Annotated in this window: 18 protein-coding genes; 8 read left to right on the top strand and 10 right to left on the bottom strand. The window is 69.4% G+C overall.

The window, feature by feature from the left end; translation table 11 throughout:
• Positions 1-45 precede the first annotated feature (45 nt).
• Positions 46-570, bottom strand: a complete 525-nt coding sequence (locus OCT48_RS11700; protein WP_263589330.1) for a hypothetical protein — start codon at positions 568-570, stop codon at positions 46-48.
• Positions 571-848: 278 nt separating this feature from the next.
• Here OCT48_RS11700 and folE point away from each other — a divergent pair, with 278 nt between their 5' ends.
• From folE to OCT48_RS11685, 3 genes are all read left to right on the top strand, one after another.
• Positions 849-1,406: a GTP cyclohydrolase I FolE gene (folE, locus tag OCT48_RS11695; RefSeq protein ID WP_183381998.1), complete on the top strand. Its 558-nt coding sequence runs from the start codon at positions 849-851 to the stop codon at positions 1,404-1,406.
• Between the two features lie 11 nt (positions 1,407-1,417).
• The gene (gene folX, locus OCT48_RS11690) at positions 1,418-1,828 is read left to right on the top strand and encodes a dihydroneopterin triphosphate 2'-epimerase (RefSeq protein WP_263589329.1); all 411 of its coding nucleotides are present in this window, start codon (positions 1,418-1,420) and stop codon (positions 1,826-1,828) included.
• 108 nt (positions 1,829-1,936) lie between these two features.
• On the top strand, positions 1,937-3,397 hold the full coding sequence (locus OCT48_RS11685; protein WP_263589328.1) for an NAD-dependent succinate-semialdehyde dehydrogenase: 1,461 nt from the start codon (positions 1,937-1,939) through the stop codon (positions 3,395-3,397).
• A gap of 224 nt (positions 3,398-3,621) precedes the next feature.
• Here OCT48_RS11685 and purH read toward each other — a convergent pair whose 3' ends face one another.
• The 7 genes from purH to dsbD all read right to left on the bottom strand — a co-directional run bounded on the left by purH (position 3,622) and on the right by dsbD (position 11,650).
• On the bottom strand, positions 3,622-5,199 hold the full coding sequence (gene purH, locus OCT48_RS11680; RefSeq protein ID WP_263589327.1) for a bifunctional phosphoribosylaminoimidazolecarboxamide formyltransferase/IMP cyclohydrolase: 1,578 nt from the start codon (positions 5,197-5,199) through the stop codon (positions 3,622-3,624).
• A gap of 84 nt (positions 5,200-5,283) precedes the next feature.
• Positions 5,284-5,619 (bottom strand): DNA-binding transcriptional regulator Fis, encoded by a 336-nt coding sequence (gene fis, locus OCT48_RS11675; protein ID WP_263589326.1) that lies wholly within the window; start codon positions 5,617-5,619, stop codon positions 5,284-5,286.
• Complete coding sequence (dusB, locus tag OCT48_RS11670) at positions 5,616-6,674, bottom strand: tRNA dihydrouridine synthase DusB (protein ID WP_263589325.1); 1,059 nt, start codon at positions 6,672-6,674, stop codon at positions 5,616-5,618. Before dusB ends, fis begins: the two co-directional genes overlap by 4 nt.
• Positions 6,675-6,759: 85 nt before the next feature.
• The gene (prmA, locus tag OCT48_RS11665) at positions 6,760-7,689 is read right to left on the bottom strand and encodes a 50S ribosomal protein L11 methyltransferase (protein WP_263589324.1); all 930 of its coding nucleotides are present in this window, start codon (positions 7,687-7,689) and stop codon (positions 6,760-6,762) included.
• 81 nt (positions 7,690-7,770) lie between these two features.
• Positions 7,771-9,111 (bottom strand): acetyl-CoA carboxylase biotin carboxylase subunit, encoded by a 1,341-nt coding sequence (gene accC, locus OCT48_RS11660; RefSeq protein ID WP_263589323.1) that lies wholly within the window; start codon positions 9,109-9,111, stop codon positions 7,771-7,773.
• Between the two features lie 28 nt (positions 9,112-9,139).
• Positions 9,140-9,613, bottom strand: a complete 474-nt coding sequence (gene accB, locus OCT48_RS11655; protein WP_263589322.1) for an acetyl-CoA carboxylase biotin carboxyl carrier protein — start codon at positions 9,611-9,613, stop codon at positions 9,140-9,142.
• A 204-nt stretch (positions 9,614-9,817) separates the two neighbouring features.
• Positions 9,818-11,650 (bottom strand): protein-disulfide reductase DsbD, encoded by a 1,833-nt coding sequence (gene dsbD, locus OCT48_RS11650; protein WP_263589321.1) that lies wholly within the window; start codon positions 11,648-11,650, stop codon positions 9,818-9,820.
• 192 nt (positions 11,651-11,842) lie between these two features.
• Here dsbD and OCT48_RS11645 point away from each other — a divergent pair, with 192 nt between their 5' ends.
• A complete protein-coding gene (locus OCT48_RS11645; protein WP_263589320.1) occupies positions 11,843-13,153 on the top strand; it encodes a DUF2333 family protein in 1,311 nt (436 codons plus the stop codon).
• A gap of 66 nt (positions 13,154-13,219) precedes the next feature.
• On the opposite strand, the gene ppa is transcribed toward OCT48_RS11645, so the two are convergent.
• The gene (ppa, locus tag OCT48_RS11640) at positions 13,220-13,750 is read right to left on the bottom strand and encodes an inorganic diphosphatase (protein ID WP_183382008.1); all 531 of its coding nucleotides are present in this window, start codon (positions 13,748-13,750) and stop codon (positions 13,220-13,222) included.
• Between the two features lie 222 nt (positions 13,751-13,972).
• Between ppa and OCT48_RS11635 the strand changes: the two genes are divergently transcribed.
• Positions 13,973-15,688 (top strand): bifunctional protein-serine/threonine kinase/phosphatase, encoded by a 1,716-nt coding sequence (locus OCT48_RS11635; RefSeq protein WP_263589319.1) that lies wholly within the window; start codon positions 13,973-13,975, stop codon positions 15,686-15,688.
• A 111-nt stretch (positions 15,689-15,799) separates the two neighbouring features.
• Here OCT48_RS11635 and OCT48_RS11630 read toward each other — a convergent pair whose 3' ends face one another.
• Positions 15,800-17,059 carry a 6-phosphofructokinase gene (locus tag OCT48_RS11630; RefSeq protein WP_263589318.1) on the bottom strand — a complete coding sequence of 420 codons (1,260 nt, stop codon included), beginning with the start codon at positions 17,057-17,059 and terminating at the stop codon, positions 15,800-15,802.
• 244 nt (positions 17,060-17,303) lie between these two features.
• Between OCT48_RS11630 and mpl the strand changes: the two genes are divergently transcribed.
• The 3 genes from mpl (at position 17,304) to OCT48_RS11615 (ending at position 20,003) form a co-directional block, all read left to right on the top strand.
• Complete coding sequence (gene mpl, locus OCT48_RS11625) at positions 17,304-18,683, top strand: UDP-N-acetylmuramate:L-alanyl-gamma-D-glutamyl-meso-diaminopimelate ligase (RefSeq protein ID WP_263589317.1); 1,380 nt, start codon at positions 17,304-17,306, stop codon at positions 18,681-18,683.
• On the top strand, positions 18,676-19,290 hold the full coding sequence (locus OCT48_RS11620; protein ID WP_263589316.1) for a flavin prenyltransferase UbiX: 615 nt from the start codon (positions 18,676-18,678) through the stop codon (positions 19,288-19,290). The genes mpl and OCT48_RS11620 overlap by 8 nt, the downstream gene beginning before the upstream one ends.
• Positions 19,291-19,379: 89 nt before the next feature.
• Positions 19,380-20,003, top strand: coding sequence for a LysE family translocator (locus OCT48_RS11615; protein ID WP_263589315.1), 624 nt, complete (start codon positions 19,380-19,382; stop codon positions 20,001-20,003).
• Positions 20,004-20,067 lie beyond the last annotated feature (64 nt).

Below are 20,067 nucleotides of genomic sequence, written 5' to 3'. Positions count from 1 at the left end.
CCTTGTAGGGGGCGTCGGGTATCGTGGAGTCGCGCGGGTCAGCGCTTATTCGCCGCCGGCGGCGTCGTCCTGGTCGGGATTGGCCTGGCGGCGCTCGGCATTGAGCTCGGCCGAGGGGTTGGCCTGTTCCTCGATACGGATCGGGCTGGTGAGGGTCAGCAGGAAGCTGTCGCCCGGGGCCAGGCGACATTGGTCGCCGTCGCAGGCGGCGATGCCGAAGCGGCCGTCGTTGTCGTAGGCGCCGGCCGTGAGTTCGCCGCTGTAGATCTCGCTGTCGCCGCCCTCGGCCTCGATGCAGGTCAGGGCATGGGTGGTCAGGCGGATGCGCTCGCCGTCGCGCTGGGCGTCGCCGATCACCACACAGTAATCCGGCAGTCGGTGGCTGCCATCTCCGCCGTCCACCGGGCGCAACACGATATCGTCGCGGCGCGGGGTCTGGGCATCGAGCACGAGGTCGTCGACGACCTCCATCTCGATCCGGGCATCGGCGGGCAGTTCGAGGGTGTCGCCCATGGCCAGGCTCGGCAGTACCAGGGCGGCGGCCAGCAGCAGGGTCGGGATCTTGATCATGTCGGCTCTCGGGAGTGACTTGGGCACAGCATGAAGGTGGTCTTACCTTACCATAGGCCGGGGGGGCGGGCAGCCGTATGCCACCAAGGCGCGCGCGACATTCTGTCACTGACCGGCGCCGCTGGCCACTGCGCCCGGCGCCGCCATGCGCTAGAATTGTGGCCTTCCTGACCCATTTGCTTGTACATGGATTAGGTTATGTATAGTTTATGTATAATGGTGTGGTGGCCGGGCCTGTGCCCTCGCACCGCGACAACGACACTGCATGGGGCCTGACCATGACCGAACAACTCGCCAACCACTATCGCCGGATCATCGAGGAACTCGGGGAGAACCCCGAGCGTGAAGGCCTGCGCGATACCCCCAAGCGGGCCGCCAAGGCCATGCAGTTCCTCAATCACGGCTACTCCCAGTCCCTGGAAGAGATCGTCAACGGGGCGGTCTTCGAGTCGGACACCGATGAGATGGTGGTGGTCAAGGACATCGAGCTGTACTCGATGTGCGAGCACCACCTGCTGCCCTTCATCGGCAAGTGCCACATCGCCTACCTGCCGAGGGGCAAGGTGCTGGGCCTGTCCAAGTTCGCCCGCATCGTCGACATGTATGCCCGGCGCATGCAGATCCAGGAGAACCTGACCCGCCAGATCGCCGAGGCCGTCCAGCAGGTGACCGAAGCTCGTGGCGTGGCCGTGGTGATCGAGGCGCGCCACCTGTGCATGATGATGCGCGGGGTGGAGAAGCAGAACTCGAGCATGACGTCCTCGGTGATGCTGGGGGCCTTCCGCGAGCACCAGAGCACTCGCCAGGAGTTCCTGACGCTGGTTCATGGCCGCTGAAGGAGAACGCCATGCCGTTGCATGCCCTGAATGACCAGCACCTCGATCACGATCTGGCCACGATCCGCCTCAAGAACCTGCGGCTACGGACCCATATCGGCATCAAGGAGGAGGAGATCCGCAATCGCCAGGACGTGGTGATCAATGCGGTGATCCGCTACCGGGCAGAAAAGGCGGTGGCCTTCAACCATATCGAGCAGGCGCTCGACTACCGCACCATCTCCAAGCAGGTGATCGCCCACGTCGAGGAGAATCGTTTCCTGCTGCTCGAGCGCATGACCCGGGAGGTGCTGGACCTGATCATGAGCTTCGAGCAGGTGCTGATGGCCCAGGTCGAGATCGACAAGCCCCACGCGCTGCGCTTCGCCGACTCGGTCTCCATCACCCTGTCCGACACGAGGGAGCCGCGGCGGGAGGCCTGAGCCGAGGCGAACGGGCGATGGAGTCGCGCGGCGGTTGGCGCATCGGGGGGCTTGCGCTTAGCATGAGGATCAACCCTCACGATGTGCCTTCGCAGCCAGGAGTCGACCATGGAAGCCCTGAAGGAAACCCAGCTCTACTGTCCCTTCGCCTATATCGACGGTAGCTGGGTCGCCGCCGATAGCGGTGAGCAGATCGATGTGATCAATCCGGCCAGCGGCGAGACGATGGGCAATGTGCCGCGTCTGGGCCGCGCCGAGACCGAGCGGGCCATCGAGGCCGCCGATGCCGCCCTGCCGGCCTGGCGCAGCCTCACCGCCCAGGAACGCGCCGATATCCTGATGAAGTGGCACGACCTGATGCTCGAGCATCAGGACGACCTGGCCATGATCATGACCCACGAGCAGGGCAAGCCCCTCACGGAGTCGGCCGGTGAGATCGCCTACGCGGCGAGCTTCCTGCGCTGGTTCGCCGAGGAGGCACGCCGGGTCTACGGCGAGACGGTGCCCGCGGCCAAGCCCCAGCAGCGTATCCTGGTGACCAAGCAGCCCATCGGCGTGGTCGGCGCCATCACCCCCTGGAACTTCCCCGCCGCGATGATCACCCGCAAGGCCGGCGCCGCCCTGGCCGCCGGCTGTACCTTCGTGGTCAAGCCGGCCAGCCAGACCCCGTTCTCGGCCACGGCGCTGGCCCTGCTGGCCGAGCGAGCCGGCGTGCCCCGCGGTGTGTTCAACGTGGTGCCCGGCCGCGCCGCGGAGATCGCCGCGGCCCTCACCGAGTCCCCGCTGGTGCGCAAGATCACCTTCACCGGCTCCACCGAGGTGGGGCGCGAGCTGATGGCCAAGGCGTCCCGTCACGTGCAGAAGATCTCCCTGGAGCTGGGCGGCAATGCCCCCTTCATCGTCTTCGAGGATGCCGACCTGGATGCGGCCGTGGATGGCGCCATGGCCGCCAAGTTCCGCAATGCCGGCCAGACCTGCGTCTGTACCAACCGCTTCCTGGTGCAGTCCAGCGTGGTCAACGCCTTCTGCGAGAAGCTGGCGGTAGCCATGAACAGCGAGCTCAAGGTCGGCGACGGCACCGAGAGCGGCATCAACATCGGCCCGCTGATCGACAACAAGGCCGTGGCCAAGGTCACCGAGCATGTCCAGGATGCCGTGGACCACGGGGCCGAGCTGCTGCTGGGCGGGCATGCCCACCCGCTGGGCGGCAACTTCTTCACGCCGACCCTGATCAGCGATGCCAGCAGCGCCATGAAGGTGGCCAGCGAAGAGACCTTCGGTCCCCTGGCCGCGGTCTTCCCCTTCGAGGACGAGGAGGACGCCGTGGCAATGGCCAACGACACCGAGTTCGGCCTGGCCTCCTACTTCTACTCCCGCGACCTGGGACGCGTCTGGCGGGTGGCCGAGGCCCTGGAATACGGCATGGTGGGCATCAACACCGGGCTGATCTCCAATGCCGCCGCCCCCTTCGGCGGGGTCAAGGCCTCGGGCCTGGGACGCGAGGGTGGTCACCAGGGGCTCGACGAGTTCCTCGAGACCAAGTACCTGTGCATCGATCTCGGGGACTGAAGCTGGAAGCTTGAAGAGCGGCACTCCGCGCCTGGAAGCCGGAAGAAAAACACCCCGCCGAGCGTGCTCGGCGGGGTGTTTCTTTATACGGTACCTGAGAAAACGGCTGGACGATGGTCAGGCTAGGCGAAAATCGGCGCGAAAGCGGAGTTTGCTGTTGCAAATGAGCACTTCAAGCCGATTTTCAACGACGCATGGTCGAGTTCCAGCGCTTTCCCCTCCGCTTAGTGGCGGAAGTGGCGCATCCCGGTAAACACCATGGCAATGCCGGCCTCGTTGGCGGCGTCGATGACCTCCTGATCGCGCATGGAGCCGCCGGGCTGGATCACCGCGGTGATGCCGGCCGCCGCCGCCGCGTCGATGCCGTCGCGGAAGGGGAAGAAGGCGTCGGACGCCATTACCGAGCCCGGCACCGAGAGGCCCTCGTCGGCGGCCTTGATGCCGGCAATCCGGGCCGAGTAGACCCGGCTCATCTGGCCGGCGCCCACGCCGATGGTCTGGCCGTTCTTGGCGTAGACGATGGCGTTGGACTTGACGTACTTGCCGACCTTCCAGGCGAAGGCCAGGTCGCGCATCTCCTGCTCGGAGGGCACCCGCTCGGTGACCACGGTGAGCTCGTCGCGGCCGACCATGCCCAGATCCCGGTCCTGGACCAGCAGGCCACCGGTGACGCGCTTGAAGTCGTGGGCATGCCCGCGCTCGCCCGGCCAGTGGGTGCCGATGTCGAGCAGGCGCACGTTCTTCTTCTCGGCGACGATCGCCCGGGCCGCGTCCTCGACGCCAGGGGCGATGATCACCTCGACGAACTGGCGGTCGATGATGGCCCGGGCCGTGTCTTCATCCAGTGCCCGGTTGAAGGCGATGATGCCGCCGAAGGCGCTGGTCGGGTCGGTGGCGAAGGCCTTGTCGTAGGCCTCCATGGGGCTCGCGCCCACCGCCACGCCGCAGGGGTTGGCGTGCTTGACGATCACGCAGGCGGTCTCGGTGAAGGTCTTCACGCATTCCAGGGCGGCGTCGGTGTCGGCGACATTGTTGAACGACAGCGGCTTGCCCTGCAGGGTCTCGGCGGTGGCCACGCTGGGCTCCCGGCAATCCGGCTCCACATAGAAGGCGGCGGCCTGGTGGGGGTTCTCGCCGTAGCGCATGGCCTGCTTCTTGTGGAGCTGCAGGTTGTAGGTGCGCGGGAAGCCGTCCTCGCCGCCCTCGACATGCTGGCCCAGGTAGTCGGCGATGGCCGCGTCATAGCCGGCGGTGTGCTCGAAGGCCTTGACGGCCAGGTCGAAGCGGGTGGCCTGCTGCATGCCGCCCCGGGCGACCTCCCCGAGGACCCGGTCATAGTCCCCGGCGTCCACCACGATGGTGGTGTAGGCATGGTTCTTGGCGCAGGCACGCACCATGGTCGGCCCGCCGATATCGATGTTCTCGATGGCCTCCTCCAGGGTGCAGTCGGGGCGTGCCACGGTGGCCGAGAAGGGATAGAGGTTGACCACCACCATGTCGATGGGCGCGATGTCGTGTTCGGCCATGACCGCGTCGTCCTGGCCCCGCCGTCCCAGGATCCCGCCATGGATCTTCGGGTGCAGGGTCTTGACCCGGCCGTCCATGATCTCGGGGAAGCCGGTGTGCTCGGAGACCTCGGTGACCGGAATGCCATGCTCCTGGAGCAGGCGATAGGTGCCGCCGGTGGAGAGCAGCGCGACGCCCTGCTCGCTGAGGCCGCGGGCGAAATCGACGATGCCGGTCTTGTCGGACACGCTGATCAGGGCGCGGCGGACCGGGGTGGGGGAGGAGGTTTGGGACATGGGCGTCACTCTATTGCAGGCGTTGGGATCGAAAAAGCGAGGATCGAGAACGCGCAAGGGCGCCCCGAAGCGCCCTTGCGGACATCAGATCAGGGCGTAGTGCTTGAGCTTCTTGCGCAGGGTGCCGCGATTCAGGCCGAGCATCTCGGCGGCACGGGTCTGGTTCCCCTGGGCGTGCTCGAGCACCGAGGCCAGCAATGGCGCCTCCACCTCGGCCATCACCATGGCATGGAGGTCGGTGACGCTGCTGCCGTCGAGGTGCGCGAAGTAGCGGCGCATGGCGGCCTCGACGGCCTCGCGCAGGGGCATGTCGTCCCGCGGCAGGCTGCCGCCTTCGGTGACCTCGGCGAGATCACCGGAGGCCCGGGCATCAAGCTCGGACAGCGCGGGATTCTGGTCAAAGGCTTGGCTGCTGGTCATGCGGCACAGGTTCCATACGACGTCACGGCCTGGGCGACACGGCTGGGGGCCATGTCCGGCTCATGACGAAACAGTTCGTCAATGAAGTGGCACTGGGCATCGGCGCTGTCCAGGCCATTGAAGGTGGCACGCAGGGCGCGGCGGCCGGTGTCGTCGAAGCGGGCATCTCCGGCCAGGTACCAGCCGAGGTGCTTGCGGGCGATACGCACGCCCATGTGCTCACCGTAGAAGTCGTGCAAGGCCACCAGGTGGCCGCGCAACACCCGGGCACGCTCGTCGTCGTCGGGGGGCGGCAGCGGGCGGCCATGGCGGAGGTAGTGGTCGATCTCGCGGAAGATCCAGGGGTTGCCCTGGGCCCCGCGCCCGATCATCACCGCATCCGCCCCAGTATAGTCGAGGACCCGGCGGGCCTTCTCGGCAGAATCGATATCGCCGTTGGCGAACACCGGGATGTCCACGGCCGCCTTGATCGCGGCGATGGTGTCGTACTCCGCCTGGCCCGCGTAGCGCTGCTGGCGATGGCGGCCATGCACGGCCAGGGCCTGGATGCCCGCGTCCTCGGCCAGCCGGGCGACACGAACGCCGTTGTTGCTCTCGGCACTCCAGCCGGTGCGGATCTTCAGCGTCACCGGCACCGCCACCGCGGCGACCACCGCCGCGAGGATCTCGGCGACCAGGGTCTCGTCGCGCAGCAGCGCGGAGCCGGCGGCCTTGTTGCAGACCTTCTTGGCCGGGCAGCCCATGTTGATGTCGATGATCTCGGCGCCCATCTCGGCGTTGAGCCGCGCCGCCTCGGCGAGCATCTCGGCGTCGCCGCCGGCGATCTGCACGGCACGGGGGCCGGGTTCGCCGCGGTGGTCCATGCGCAGGCGCGACTTGCGCGTGTGCCACAGGCTGGGGTCCGAGGTCACCATCTCGCCCACCACCAGCCCCGCCCCCAGGCGCTGGCACAGCGCGCGGAAGGGGCGGTCGGTGACGCCGGCCATGGGCGCGAGCACTACCCGGTTGGGCAGGGTGTGGCGGCCGATGCGGGGTAGGGGACGGGATTCGGGCATGGTCACGGTCGGTGGCTCGAAGGGGGACACATCATACGCCCCCGGGCATCCTGGGTGAAGGCGCCGTTCGTCGGTCGCGGTGCGTTCAGGCGGTGTGCCGCCCGACGGAGCGCCGCCCGGTCAGCAGCACCCAGCCCTCACGCGCCTCCGGCTCGTCCATGGCCAGGCCCTGGGCCGCATAGGCGGCACGCACCTCCTCGGCCTGGGCCTCGAGGATCCCGGACAGCGCCAGGCGCCCGCCCGGCGCGACGCGCCCGGCGATCTCCGCGGCCAGCTCGACCAGCGGGCCGGCCAGGATATTGGCGATCACGAGCGGAAAGCTCGCCGAGGCGTCCAGTTGCTCGGGATAGCAGAGCCCGAAGGCGGTGTCGGGGATCGCGTTGCGCTGGGCGTTGTCGCGGCTGGCGGACAGGGCCTGGGGGTCGATGTCGGTGCCCGTGGCCTGCCTGGCACCCAGCTTGAGGGCGGCGATGGCCAGGATGCCGGAGCCGCAGCCGACGTCGAGCACCTCGAGGCCCGTCAGTTCGCCGGCCACGGTCAGGCCGTCCAGCCACCCCAGGCACAGCGCCGTGGTGGGGTGGGTGCCGGTACCGAAGGCCAGTCCCGGGTCCAGGTGGAGGTTGACCGCCGCCGGATCCGGCGCCGCGTGCCAGCTGGGCACGATCCACAGGCGCTCGCCCATCCGCAAGGGCTGGAAGTCTTCCATCCAGGCCCGTTCCCAGTCCCGGTCGTCGAGCAGTTCGTGCTCGATCTCGGGGCAGGGTTCCCCGGGCACGGCCTCGGCCCAGGCGGCCGCCAGGCGCTCGAGCATCGCCGAGAGGCCCTCGAGGTCGTCATAGAGGCCGGTGAGCACCGTCTCGTCCCATAGCGGGGTGGTGCCGCGCTCTGGTTCGAAGAGCGGGGCGTCCTGGGCGTCCTGGAGGGTGATGGCGGTGGCGCCTTCGGCCAGCAGCAGCTCCTCGAGCAGTTCGGCCTGTTCCGGGGCGATGCGCGCCTTGAGTTGCAGCCAGGGCATGGTGGGGCTCCCGGGGATCGGAGTGGGAAAACGACGACGGGGCGGCGTCGACCGCCCCGTGGGGGAGGATCGACGCCGCGACTAGAGTCCCAGCTTCTTCTCCAGGTAGTGGATGTTCACGCCACCCTGCTGGAAGTAGCCGTCACGGACCAGATCCTTGTGCAGGTCGATGTTGGTCTTGATGCCTTCGACCAGTAGCTCGTCGAGGGCGTTGCGCATGCGGGTCAGCGCGGTGTCACGGTCGACGCCCCAGGTGATCAGCTTGCCGATCAGGGAGTCGTAGTGCGGCGGGACCGTGTAGCCGGTGTAGATGTGGGAGTCCATGCGCACGCCGAGCCCGCCCGGCGGGTGGTAGAGGGTCACCTTGCCGGGGGACGGCATGAAGGTCCTGGCGTCCTCGGCGTTGATCCGGCACTCGAAGGCGTGGCCGGCCAGCTTGACGTCCTCCTGGCGGATCGACAGCGGCAGGCCGGAAGCGATGCGCAGCTGCTCGCGGACGATGTCGACGCCGGTGACCATCTCGGTCACGGGGTGCTCGACCTGGACACGGGTGTTCATCTCGATGAAGAAGAACTGGCCGTCCTCGTAGAGGAACTCGAAGGTGCCGGCGCCGCGGTAGCCGATGGTGATGCAGGCCTCGCGACAGGCCTCGAAGACCTCGGCGCGGGCCGCCGGGTCGAGCCCCGGCGCGGGGGCCTCCTCCAGCACCTTCTGGTGACGGCGCTGCAGGGAGCAGTCGCGATCGAAGAGGTGGATGGCATTGCCCTGGCCGTCGGCGAGCACCTGGACTTCCACGTGGCGCGGCTTCTCGAGGAACTTCTCCATGTAGACGGTGCCGTCGCCGAAGGCCGAATGGGCCTCGGTACGGGTCACGGTCACCGCGGAGAGCAGGTGGGCCTCGGTGTGCACCACGCGCATGCCCCGGCCACCGCCACCGGCGGCGGCCTTGATGATCACCGGGTAGCCGATGCGCCGCGCGGTCGCCACGATCTCGCCCTCGTCGTCGCCCAGGGGGCCATCGGAGCCGGGAACGGTGGGCACGCCGGCCTTCTTCATCGACTCGATGGCGCTGACCTTGTCGCCCATCAGGCGAATGGTCTCGGCGCGGGGGCCGATGAAGGTGAAGCCGGAGCGCTCGACCTGCTCGGCGAAGTCGGCGTTCTCCGAGAGGAAGCCATAGCCGGGATGGATGGCGCTGGAGTCCGTGACCTCGGCGGCACTGATCAGCGCCGGGATGTTCAGGTAGGACTGCGCGGAGGAGGCCGGGCCGATGCACACGGCCTCGTCGGCCAGGCGTACGTGCATCAGCTCGCGGTCGGCCTTGGAGTGGACCGCGACCGTACGAATGCCCAGCTCCTTGCAGGCGCGCAGGATGCGCAGGGCGATCTCGCCGCGATTGGCGATGAGAACCTTGTCCAGCATGAGGGAGTCCGCCAGGTTGGTGGGAAGATCAGGAGATGACGACCATCGGCTGCTCGAACTCGACCGGCTCGCCGTCCTCGACCAGGATGGCCTCGATCACGCCGTCACGGTCGGCCTCGATCTGGTTCATCATCTTCATGGCCTCGACGATGCACACGGTCTCACCCTTCTTGACGCTCTGGCCGAGTTCGACGAAGGCCTTGGCGCCGGGCGCGGGAGAGCGGTAGAAGGTGCCCACCATGGGCGACAGCACGGCCTGGCCCTGGTAGCCGGGGCCTTCCTCGGCCGCCGGTTCGGCCGAGGCGGCCGGCTGGGGCGCGGCGGGGGCCGGCTGGGCCGGCTGGGCCGGTGCCGGCCAGGCGGGGGCCTGGGGCTGGGGATAGGCGCTGCCGTTGGGGTGACGGCTGATGCGCACCGATTCTTCGCCTTCCTGGATCTCGATCTCGCTGATGTTCGACTCTTCCAGCAGCTCGATCAGTTTCTTGACCTTGCGGATGTCCATGACGATGTCTCGCTCGGGTGGATTCGGGGGTCGCCCGGCGCTGTCAACCGGGGCCAACTTGCAATAGATCGCGGCAAGATGCCGGCTCTTGGCGTCTCTATTGGCCTTGAATAGCGCTGTCGGCGGAGTTTGCCGAAAATCGGCGGCGATGTCCAGCGGAGCTCGAACGGCGTTCGCTGGCGGCCGCCGCGGCCGGGCGGTCGGTCAGCCGCGCCGGCCCGACAGCCAGTCGCGGACGCTCTCGAGGTGGCCGGCCAGCTCGGCCGCGTCGACCTCGCCCTGGATCCGGGCCTCGCGCAATTCCCGGTCGCCGTCGAAGAATAGCAGGCTCGGCGGACCGAACAGGGCGAGGTGGTCGAGCAGGGCGCGACTCTCGGCATCGGTGTCGGTGACGTCGACGTCGATGCGGCGGAAGCCCGACAGCGCCGCGACCACCGACGGCGCCGGGAAGACCTCGCGTTCCATGATCTTGCAGGAGATGCACCAGTCGGCCGTGACATTGACCAGGGCGGGCCGCGTGCCCTCGGCCAGCGCCGTCTCGAGCGCGTCCAGGCTCTCCACCACGGTGACCCGGCTCGCCGGCGCGCCGGTCTCGGTGCCGGTTGCCGGCAGGGCCGCCAGCGGGCGCAAGGGATCATGGGCGCCCCGGGAGGCGCCGATCACTAGGGTCACCCCCCAGACCAGCAGCAGGATGCCGGCGGCCTGGCGGACCCGCGGCCACCCCTGGGCCTGCTGCGGGCTCAGGGCGCCCAGGGCCAGCGCCGTGCCCACGGCCAGGGCCGCCCACAGCAGCAGGGTGACCGGCGGCGGCAGCAGGCGCTCGACCAGCCACACGCTGATGCCCAGCAGGAGAATGCCGAAGGCGACCTTGACGCCGGTCATCCAGGTCCCGGTCCGCGGCAGCAGGGTAGTGCCGAAGGTGCCGACCAGCAGCAGTGGCCCCCCCATGCCGAGGGCCAGGGCGAGCAGGGCGGCGCCGCCCATCAGGGCATCGCCGGTGGAGGAGATGAAGACCAGGGCCCCGGCCAGCGGTGCCGATACGCAGGGGGAGACCACCAGCACCGACAGGGCGCCGGCCAGGGCCAGGCCGGCAGGGCCGCTCTTCTGGGCGCGGGCCTGGAGGGCATCGATGCGTCCGGCCAGGCGCGGCGAGAGGCGCAGGTCGATGGCACCGAACATGGCCAGCGCGAACAGGGCGAAGAGCACGGCGAAGGTGATCAGCACCGGCGCCGACTGCAGGCGGGCCTGGAGGTTCAGGCCGGCGCCGAACAGCCCCATCAGCACCCCCACCCCGGCGTAGGTCAGCGCCATGCCGGCCACGTAGCTGGCCGAGAGGGCGAAGGCGCGGAGGCGGCTGGGGTGCTGGCCGACGATGATCGAGGAGAGGATCGGCACCATGGGCAGCACGCAGGGCGTGAAGGTCAGCCCCAGGCCGGCGAGGAAGAACAGTCCCAGCACCAGCGGCAGGCTGGCGTCGCGAATCAGGGCGCGGAAGTGGCCGTCCTCGCTGCGGGGTACGCCGGACCCGGCGACCGACGGCGCGTCGCCCGCCGCGGCGGCGGGCGACGCGGTCTCGGCGAAGGTCGCCGGCGCCGGCCCCTGGGGCGCCTGCAGGGTCACCCGCTCCGGCGGGTAGCAGAGCCCGGCATCGGCGCAGCCCTGGAAGGTCAGGGCCACCTCCAGGGGGCCCGAGGCGGGCGTGGTCAGGGGGACCTCGAACACCACCCGGTCGTAGAAGACGTTGACGTCGCCGAGGAACTCGTCGGTCTTGGCCTGGCCGGGCGGCAGTACCGGCTCGCCCAGGCGAACGCCCTCCTCGAGGGATGCCACCTCGAAGCGGTGACGGTAGAGGTAGTAACCCTCGGCGTTGTCGATGCCGATCGTAAGGGTCTCGCCGTCATGCCAGGCCTGGGGCTGGAAGGCCTCCCTCACCGGCAGGAAGTCCGCCTCGTCGCGGTCGGCAAACCACTGGGCCTGGGCGGCCAGGGGGATCAGCAGCAGGAGCAGGGCGGTGGCGAGGCGGCGGGCGTTGAGCACGGGGGTTCCTTCATCCGAACGGCAATGGCGCGGTTGTGACTCGTGGGGTGTCCTGGGGTTCCGCCACGGGCACCGCTATGATCAGATGCTAGGATATCGCAGCGACGTGGGGATTGTGGATGACCGCCGTCGCGCGAGGCCGCGCCGAATCGTCGCGCACTCGACTCATCAGCAGCTAGGGAAACAGGGATCATGGCTTTGACGCGAAAGGCGGCGGACAGGCGCCGCAGCAAGGTCGAGGCGCTGGAGCGCCCGCAGTATGGCTGGATCTGGAAGCCGCTTCTGGCGGTACTGGTCATCTATCTGCTGGTGGCGCTGGGACTGGGAATCTGGTGGAGCCGCACGCCGGCCCCCTTCGCCCTGGAGCCTGCCGTGGCCGAGCAGCGCGAGGCGACCCCGGCGGCCCGGGGGGCGGTGACCACGGCCGGCCTGAGGGCGGTGATCGAGACGCTGCTCGACAAGCCCGGCGGCTATCTGCGCAACGACCTCGCCCCGCCGGGGCTATGGCTCGACAACATGCCGGCCTGGGAGCTCGGGGTGCTCAGCCAGAGTCGCCGCCTCGCGCGCGCGCTACCGGCCATGGCCCGGGGCGAGGCGGGGGAGCTCGAGCGGGTCGAGGCGCAGCTGCAGCGCGATAGTCGCGACTGGTTCTATCCCTCCACCGAGCACCGTCTCGAGCTGGCGCTGAGCGGTCTCGGCGCCTACCTCGAGCGCCTGGGGGAGGGCGGTGAGGTCGCCTTCGCCGATGGCGGGCGAGGCCTGGCGCCCTGGCTGGCCGAGGTGGCCGCCGGCCTCGATGACCTGGGGGGGCGGCTGTCGGCCAGCGTCGCCCGTCCCGCGGTCCTGGCCGATCTGGACATCGAGGCCGAGGGATTGCCCGGTGAAACGCCCTGGTACCGGGTCGACAACGTCTTCTTCGAGGCCCGGGGGCAGGCCTGGGCGCTGCTCCACCTGCTCGATGCGGTGCGCCATGACCAGGCCGACGTGCTGGAGGCGGCCGGCCTGACGGGGCGCTGGGAGATGCTGGTCGCCGAGCTCCAGCGCAGCCAGCGGCGACTGTGGAGCCCGGTGGTGCTCAACGGCTCCGGGTTCGGCATCTTCGCCAATCACTCCCTGGTGATGGCCAACCATGTGGTGCGGGCCCGGGACCTGACCCGGGAACTGGCCAGGACGCTGGAGCAGGCCGTGCCGGTGAGCGTTCCCGAGGCCACCGCGCCGGCCGAGCCGACGGCGACCTCACCGGATGCGCCGGCCACTGAGACCGCGGAAGACACCGCGCCGGCCGAGCCGACGGCGACCTCCTCGAACGCGTCGGCCAGCGAGGCCGCGGAAGACGCCGCCGCGACCCCGGAGGAGGGGGCGAGCCCCGCGGCGGCCCCCTCGCAGGACGGCGCGGCGGAACCGGAGGGCGAGGCCCCGGCGGCCGGCGACGAGTCCGGGGCGCCGGCCGACGAGGCCGAGACCGAGGGGGGCGAGGCGCCGGCAACCGAGGCGTCGCCCTGACCCCCTCGACGAGAACGGGCCGCCCGAGGGCGGCCCGTTGGGTGAGCGCGACGCTGCCGCCGGCGATCAGGCCTTCTGGTAGGCGGCCACGGACTTCTCGATGGCCTTGCGGGCGGCCTCGACGCCTTCCCAGGACTCCACCTTGACCCACTTGCCCTTCTCGAGATCCTTGTAGTTCTCGAAGAAGTGGGCGATCTGCTGGCGCAGCAGCTCCGGCAGGTCGGTGACTTCCTGGATGTCATCGTACAGGCTGGACAGCTTGGGGTGCGGCACGCACACCAGCTTGGCGTCCTCGCCGGCCTCGTCGGTCATGTTGAGGATGCCGACCGGACGCGCCCGGATCACGCTGCCCGGGGCGACCGGGTAGGGGGTCACGACCAGGGCGTCGAGAGGGTCGCCGTCGTCGGCCAGGGTGTGCGGGATGAAGCCGTAGTTGGCCGGGTAGAACATCGGCGTGGCCATGAAGCGGTCGACCAGCAGCGCTCCCATGTCCTTGTCGATCTCGTACTTGACCGGAGCGTGGTTGGCCGGGATCTCGATCGCCACGTAGATGTCGTCGGGCAGATCCTTGCCGGCGGGGATGTTGTCGAAGTTCATGATCGCGTCCTTCTTGGCGGATGGCCGGGTCGAGTGGAGAAAAATCCGGCGAATTATACGAAGCCAGGTCGGCGATTACCAATCCGACATAGGTGCCGGGTCGGTCGGTGCCCGCAGCGGCGTTGCGGGACGAGCCAGTGGCGGGGGCGGCGGTGTATCATGAGGGACCGATGGAAGGGCCGGCCCGGCCGGCGAGATGCGCGACCGCAAGGAGACTTGTTCTTGGCACCCGTACAGTTGTCACTGAGTTACGGCCAGGCCTTCGTGGCGCCGGAGCGCCGCCGGCATCGCAGCTCCATGTCCGTGCGCCTCCCCGAGGCGCCGCTGCTGACGGCGAAGGGTGCCTGTGCCCTGATCAGTGACTCCACCTCCCGCAACCCCCTGGCCAAGCAGGCCGGTGACATCAGCGTGCGGGGGTTTCTGGCCGACTACTTCTCCACTCCCGACCACTGGGAGGTGAAGACCGCGGCCACCCGGGTGCTGCGCGCGCTCAACGCCTGGTGTTTCGGCCAGAGCCGCCAGGTCAGCGACGGCGGCTTCGTCAGTTCGCTCTCGGCCATGGTCTTTCGCGGCCGCGAGGCGCACCTGTTCCACGTCGGTGACACCCTGGTATTCCGGTTGCGTGGCGCCGAGTTCGAGCAGTTGTCCCGGGATCACGTGACCGATCTCGGCGGCTATCGCTACCCGTCCCGCGCGATCGGCATGGATGCCAGCGTCGACATCGACTACGCCCGGCTGCCCCTCAAGCAGGGCGACATCTTCCTGTTCACCACCCAGGGCGTGCAGGGCACCCTGATGCCTTCCGACTATGTGCGGCTGATCCGCGAGGATGCCAGCGACCTGGACGCCGCCTGCGAGCGGCTGGCGCAGACCGCCCGGGAGCGTGCCCGGGAGCGCGGCTACGGCAGCGACCAGTTCTGCTTCCAGCTGGTGCGCATCGATGCCCTGCCCGATGAGGAGCAGGACCACCCCGGCAAGGTCTACGGTGACTTGCCGATCCCGCCGGAACTGGCCGTGGGCGATCGGCTCGACGGCCTCGAGGTGCGCGAGGTCCTGTCGCGCACCGCCCAGTCCCGGGTCTATCGAGTCCGCGACGTGCGCACCGACCGCGACCTGGTGATGAAGGCCCCGAGCCCGGAGCTTTCCAACCGCAACGCCTACCTCGAGCACTTCCTGCTCCAGCAGTGGGTGGTGGAACGGGTGCATTCGCCCTTCGTGGTGCGGGTGATGGAGCCCTCCCGACCGCGGCGTTTCCTCTATTACCTGATGGCCTACGTGGAGGGCGAGACGCTCACCGAATGGGCGCGTCGCCACCCCCAGGCGGGGCTCGACCAGCGGCTCGATATCGCCGTCCAGCTGGGCAAGGCCATCCAGGCGCTGCATCATCGCGACCTGCTCCATCAGCGGGTACATCCCGACAACGTGCTGATCGACCCCCACGGCCAGGTGGTGCTGGCCGACTTCAGCGCCTGCCACCTGCGCGATGTGGACGGCCACCGCCGCTCCCGGGGGGTGCTGCGCCAGGTGGGGATCACCGAGCACAGTGCCCCGGAATATGCCCTGGACGACGAGGTGGGACGCCGCAGCGACCAGTTCTCGCTGGCCTCCACCGTCTACTGGCTGCTCACCGGGGCGCTGCCCTACGAGCTGCCGCTCAAGGAGCTGCTGCGCCATACCGATCTGGAGCGCATGGCCTACCGCAGCGCCCGGAGCCTCAACCCGGAGATCTCCCCGGCCCTGGACGATGCCCTGCGCCGGGCCCTGTCGCCGCAGCGGGCCCTGCGCTTCCGCCGGCTGTCGGAGTTCCTGCACGCCCTGCGCGTGACCGGCGAGCCGCGACGTGGGACGGCCGGCGCGCTGGGCGAGCCGACCCGGTTCTGGCGGGGCGTGGCGGGGATCCTGCTGTTGCTGCTGGTGCTCTCCTGGCTGCTTCGTTAGCTACGAGCTACGAGCTACGAGCTACGAGCTACGAGCTACGAGCTACGAGCTACGAGCTACGAGCTACGAGCTGGAAATTGGCCCGCAGCTCGTAGCCCGGCACCTCGCAGCTCAGATCTTGAACTCGGGCAGCTTGCGCTCGACCCGGTGCTTGGCCAGGCGCGCCACGGCGGGCAGGCCGTTGACGAACGGCGGGAAGTCCTCGCCCTGGATCAGCGGCGACAGGTAGCGGCGGCAGGCCTCGGTGATGCCGAAGCCGTCCTCGCGGATGAAGTCGCGGGGCATGAACTTCTCGCGGTTGGCGACCTCGGCCAGCGGGGCGGCCTCGACGGTCCAGCCGTAGGGGGCATCGCCGGTGCGCTTGATGGCCGGCATCTGGGCGTTCTGCCCGGCGACCGCCAGCTCCACGGCCTTCTCGCCCACCGCATAGGCCTGGTCGACGTCGGTCTTGGAGGCCAGGTGACGGGCGGCGCGCTGCAGGTAGTCGGCCACCGCCCAGTGGTACTTGTAGCCCAGGTCCTGCTTGATCATGCCGGCCAGCGTGGGCGCCACACCGCCCAGCTGGCGGTGGCCGAAGGCGTCGGTGTTGCCGGAGTCGGCCAGGAAGGTGCCGTCCTCGTAGCGGGCGCCCTCGGAGACCACGATCACGCAGTAGCCGTACTGCTTGACGGATTCCTCGACCCGGGCCATGACCGCGGCCCGATCGAAGGCCACCTCGGGGAAGATCACCAGGTGCGGCGGCTCGCCCTCGCCCTCGCCGGCCAGGGCGCCGGCGGCGGCGATCCAGCCGGCATGGCGGCCCATCACCTCGAGGACGAAGACCTTGGTGGAGGTGGCGCACATCGAGGCGATGTCCAGGGAGGCCTCCAGGGTGGAGGTGGCGATGTACTTGGCCACGCTGCCGAAGCCGGGGGAGTTGTCGGTGATCGGCAGGTCGTTGTCCACGGTCTTGGGGACGTGGATGGCGGTGAGCGGATAGCCGAGCTTCTCGGACAGCTGCGAGACCTTCAGGCAGGTGTCGGCGCTGTCGCCACCGCCGTTGTAGAAGAAATAGCGGATGTCGTGAGCCTTGAAGACCTCGATCAGGCGCTCGTACTGGGCGCGGTGGGTCTCGATGTCCTTGAGCTTGTAGCGGCAGGAGCCGAAGGCGCCGGCAGGAGTGTGGCGCAGCGCCGCGATGGTCTCGTCGCTCTCGCGGCTGACGTCGATCAGGTCCTCGGTCAGGGCGCCGATGATGCCGTTGTGGCCGGCGTAGACCTTGCCGATCTGCTCGGGGTGGCGGCGGCAGGCCTCGATGACGCCGCAGGCGCTGGCGTTGATCACGGCGGTGACGCCGCCGGACTGGGCGTAGAAGGCGTTGTGCTGAGCCATGGGGCTATCCTGTTGCTGGTCGCATCAAGGGAAGCGCGCGGCGGCCGTCTCGCCAGGCGTGTCGGGCGCTTCCGGTTCGGGTCCGGACAAGGCCGCCGATTCTAGCCTATCGGCCCTGCGGCTGCATCCCGTCGGCGATCCGCGACGCCCGTGGCGGGCCGCTGGAGGGTGCGCGGGGGCCATGCTAGTCTGCCGCTTTCCACCGGCCGGGCCGCCGGCACGATATTTCGGCAGCGGAGACTCCATGCATCTTCACATCCTCGGCATCTGCGGCACCTTCATGGGCAGCCTGGCCCTGCTGGCCCGGGAACAGGGGCATCAGGTCAGCGGCGCCGATGCCAACGTCTACCCCCCCATGAGCACCCAGCTCGAGGAGGCGGGGATCGCGCTGATGGAGGGCTACTCGGCCGACCATCTCACGCCGCGGCCCGACCTGGTGATCATCGGCAATGCGCTGTCCCGTGGCAATCCCGAGGTCGAGGCCGTGCTCGACGCCGGCCTGCCCTACGTCTCCGGGCCCCAGTGGCTGGCCGAGCGGGTGCTGCCGGGGCGGCGGGTCATCGCCGTGGCCGGTACCCACGGCAAGACCACCACCGCCAGCCTGGCCGCCTGGTTGCTCGAGTCGGCGGGCCTGTCGCCGGGTTTCCTGATCGGCGGCGTGCCCCGCAACTTCGGCGTCTCGGCGCGGCTCGGGGCCCCCGAGGCGCCCTTCGTGGTGGAGGCCGACGAGTACGACACCGCCTTCTTCGACAAGCGCTCCAAGTTCGTCCACTACCGGCCCGAGATCGCCATCCTGGGCAACCTCGAGTTCGACCATGCCGATATCTTCCCGGACCTCGCGGCCATCGAGCGGCAGTTCCATCACCTGGTGCGCACCGTGCCGGGCAAGGGACAGCTGCTGGTGGCCGACGGGGAGGCGGCCCTGGAGCGGGTGCTCGCCCAGGGCTGCTGGACGCCGGTATCGCGCTTCGGCGAGGCGGCCGACAGCCCCTGGCGCTTCGCCCTGGAACGCGAGGATGCCAGCCGCTTCCGGGTCATCCATCGGGAGGGCGAGGTCGAGGAGGACGCCGTGGTCGACTGGGGGCTGACCGGCGATTACAACGCGCGCAATGCCCTGGCGGCGCTGGCCGCCGCCCACGCCTGCGGCGTCGACCTGGCCCGGGGCTGTGCCGCCCTGGCGCGCTTCGAGACGCCTCGGCGGCGCCAGGAGGTCCGCGGGGAGGTGGCCGGCATCCAGGTCATCGACGACTTCGCCCACCACCCCACGGCCATCGCCGCCACCCTGGCGGGCCTGCGGGCGGCCACCACCAGGGGGCGGCTGCTGGCGGTGATCGAGCCGCGGTCCAACACCATGCGCCTGGGCACCCTGCGCGACCGGCTCGCCGACAGCGTGGCCCGTGCCGATGCGGCCTATTGGTACCAGCCCGCGGGGCTCGACTGGTCGCTGGCGCCGCTGATCGAGGCCGGCCCGGTGCCGGGTCGGAAGTACGACGACCTGGAGGCCCTGGTCGCCGCCCTGGTCGCCGAGGCCAGGCCCCATGACCGCATCGTGGTGATGTCCAATGGCGGCTTCGGGGGCATCCACGAGCGGCTGCTCGCCGCCCTGGAGGTCGCCCATGGCTGATGCCTTCCGGGCGCCCGTCACCGTGGCCATCACCGGGGCCTCCGGGGCCCAGTACGGGCTGCGCCTGATCGATGCCCTGGTGGCGGCGGACCACGAGGTCTGGGTGATGATCTCCAAGGCCGCGCACCTGGTCATCGCCACCGAGACGGAGGTCGAGCTGCCCGCCCGTCCCGATCGCCTCGCCGCGGTGCTCGGCCAGCGCAGCGGGGCGCGGCCCGGGCAGATCCGCTGCTTCGGCCGCGAGGACTGGATGGCGCCGGTGGCCTCGGGCTCGGGGGCCAGCTCGGCGATGGTGATCTGTCCCTGTTCCACCGGGACCCTCTCGGCGGTGGCCTGCGGGGCCAGCAACAACCTGATCGAGCGGGCCGCCGACGTGGCCCTCAAGGAACGCCGCCGGCTGATCCTGGTCCCCCGGGAGACGCCGCTCTCGGCGATCCACCTGCAGCACATGCTCGACCTGAGCCGTCTCGGTGCCGTGGTACTGCCGGCGGCGCCGGGGTTCTACCACCGGCCGGCCTCGGTCGACGAGCTGATCGATTTCATCGTTGCGCGCATCCTCAACCAGCTGGGTATCGAGCACAGCCTGATGCCGCGCTGGGGAGAGTAGAGGGGGAAATGGTCAGCTTTCCTGAATCATCAAGGGGTCACGTCTGACCGCCACACTAGGCGTACCGTGACGACAAGGATGTCATTTTCATGATCACGCTTTCGGTGCTCTCGGTCTTCGTGCCGACCTTCCTGCTCGTCTCGCTGACCCCGGGGATGTGCATGACCCTGGCCATGGTGCTGGGGATGACCCAGGGCGTGCGACGCACCCTGTGGATGATGGCCGGCGAGCTGGTCGGCGTGGGCCTGGTGGCGGTCGCCGCGGGGGCCGGCGTGGCCGCGCTGATGCTGCGCCTGCCGGAACTCTTCGCGGTCTTCAAGTGGGTGGGCGGTGCCTACCTGGGCTATCTGGGGGTCATGATGTGGCGTTCGCGGGGGCGCATGGCGATTCCCGAGACGCTGGATGCCCAAGTGACGGCGGGGCGTCGCGAGCTGGCCGTACAGGGGTTCGTCACGGCGGTAGCCAACCCCAAGGGCTGGGCGTTCTTCGTGGCTCTGCTGCCGCCCTTCCTCGCAGCCTCGCGGCCCCTGGCGGGCCAGCTCGCCGGGCTGGTCGCCATCATCCTGACCATTGAGTTCCTGGCGCTGGTGATCTACGCCACCGGGGGGCAGACCCTGCGTCATCTGCTGGGCAGGAGTCGTAACGTGCGGCTGCTCAACCGGCTCGCCGGCACCCTGATGGTGGGGGTAGGGCTCTGGCTGGCGCTGGGCTGACCCCTGGCGGTGCCGGGTTCAAGCTGGAAGAGTCCGGACTGCGTCCGGGAGCTTGAAGCTGGAA

This window comes from Halomonas sp. M4R1S46, from assembly GCF_025725685.1.
Taxonomy (GTDB): domain Bacteria; phylum Pseudomonadota; class Gammaproteobacteria; order Pseudomonadales; family Halomonadaceae; genus Halomonas.
The sequence above is the reverse complement of the archived record's forward strand: the minus strand, read 5'-3'. Positions and strand labels throughout refer to the sequence as shown.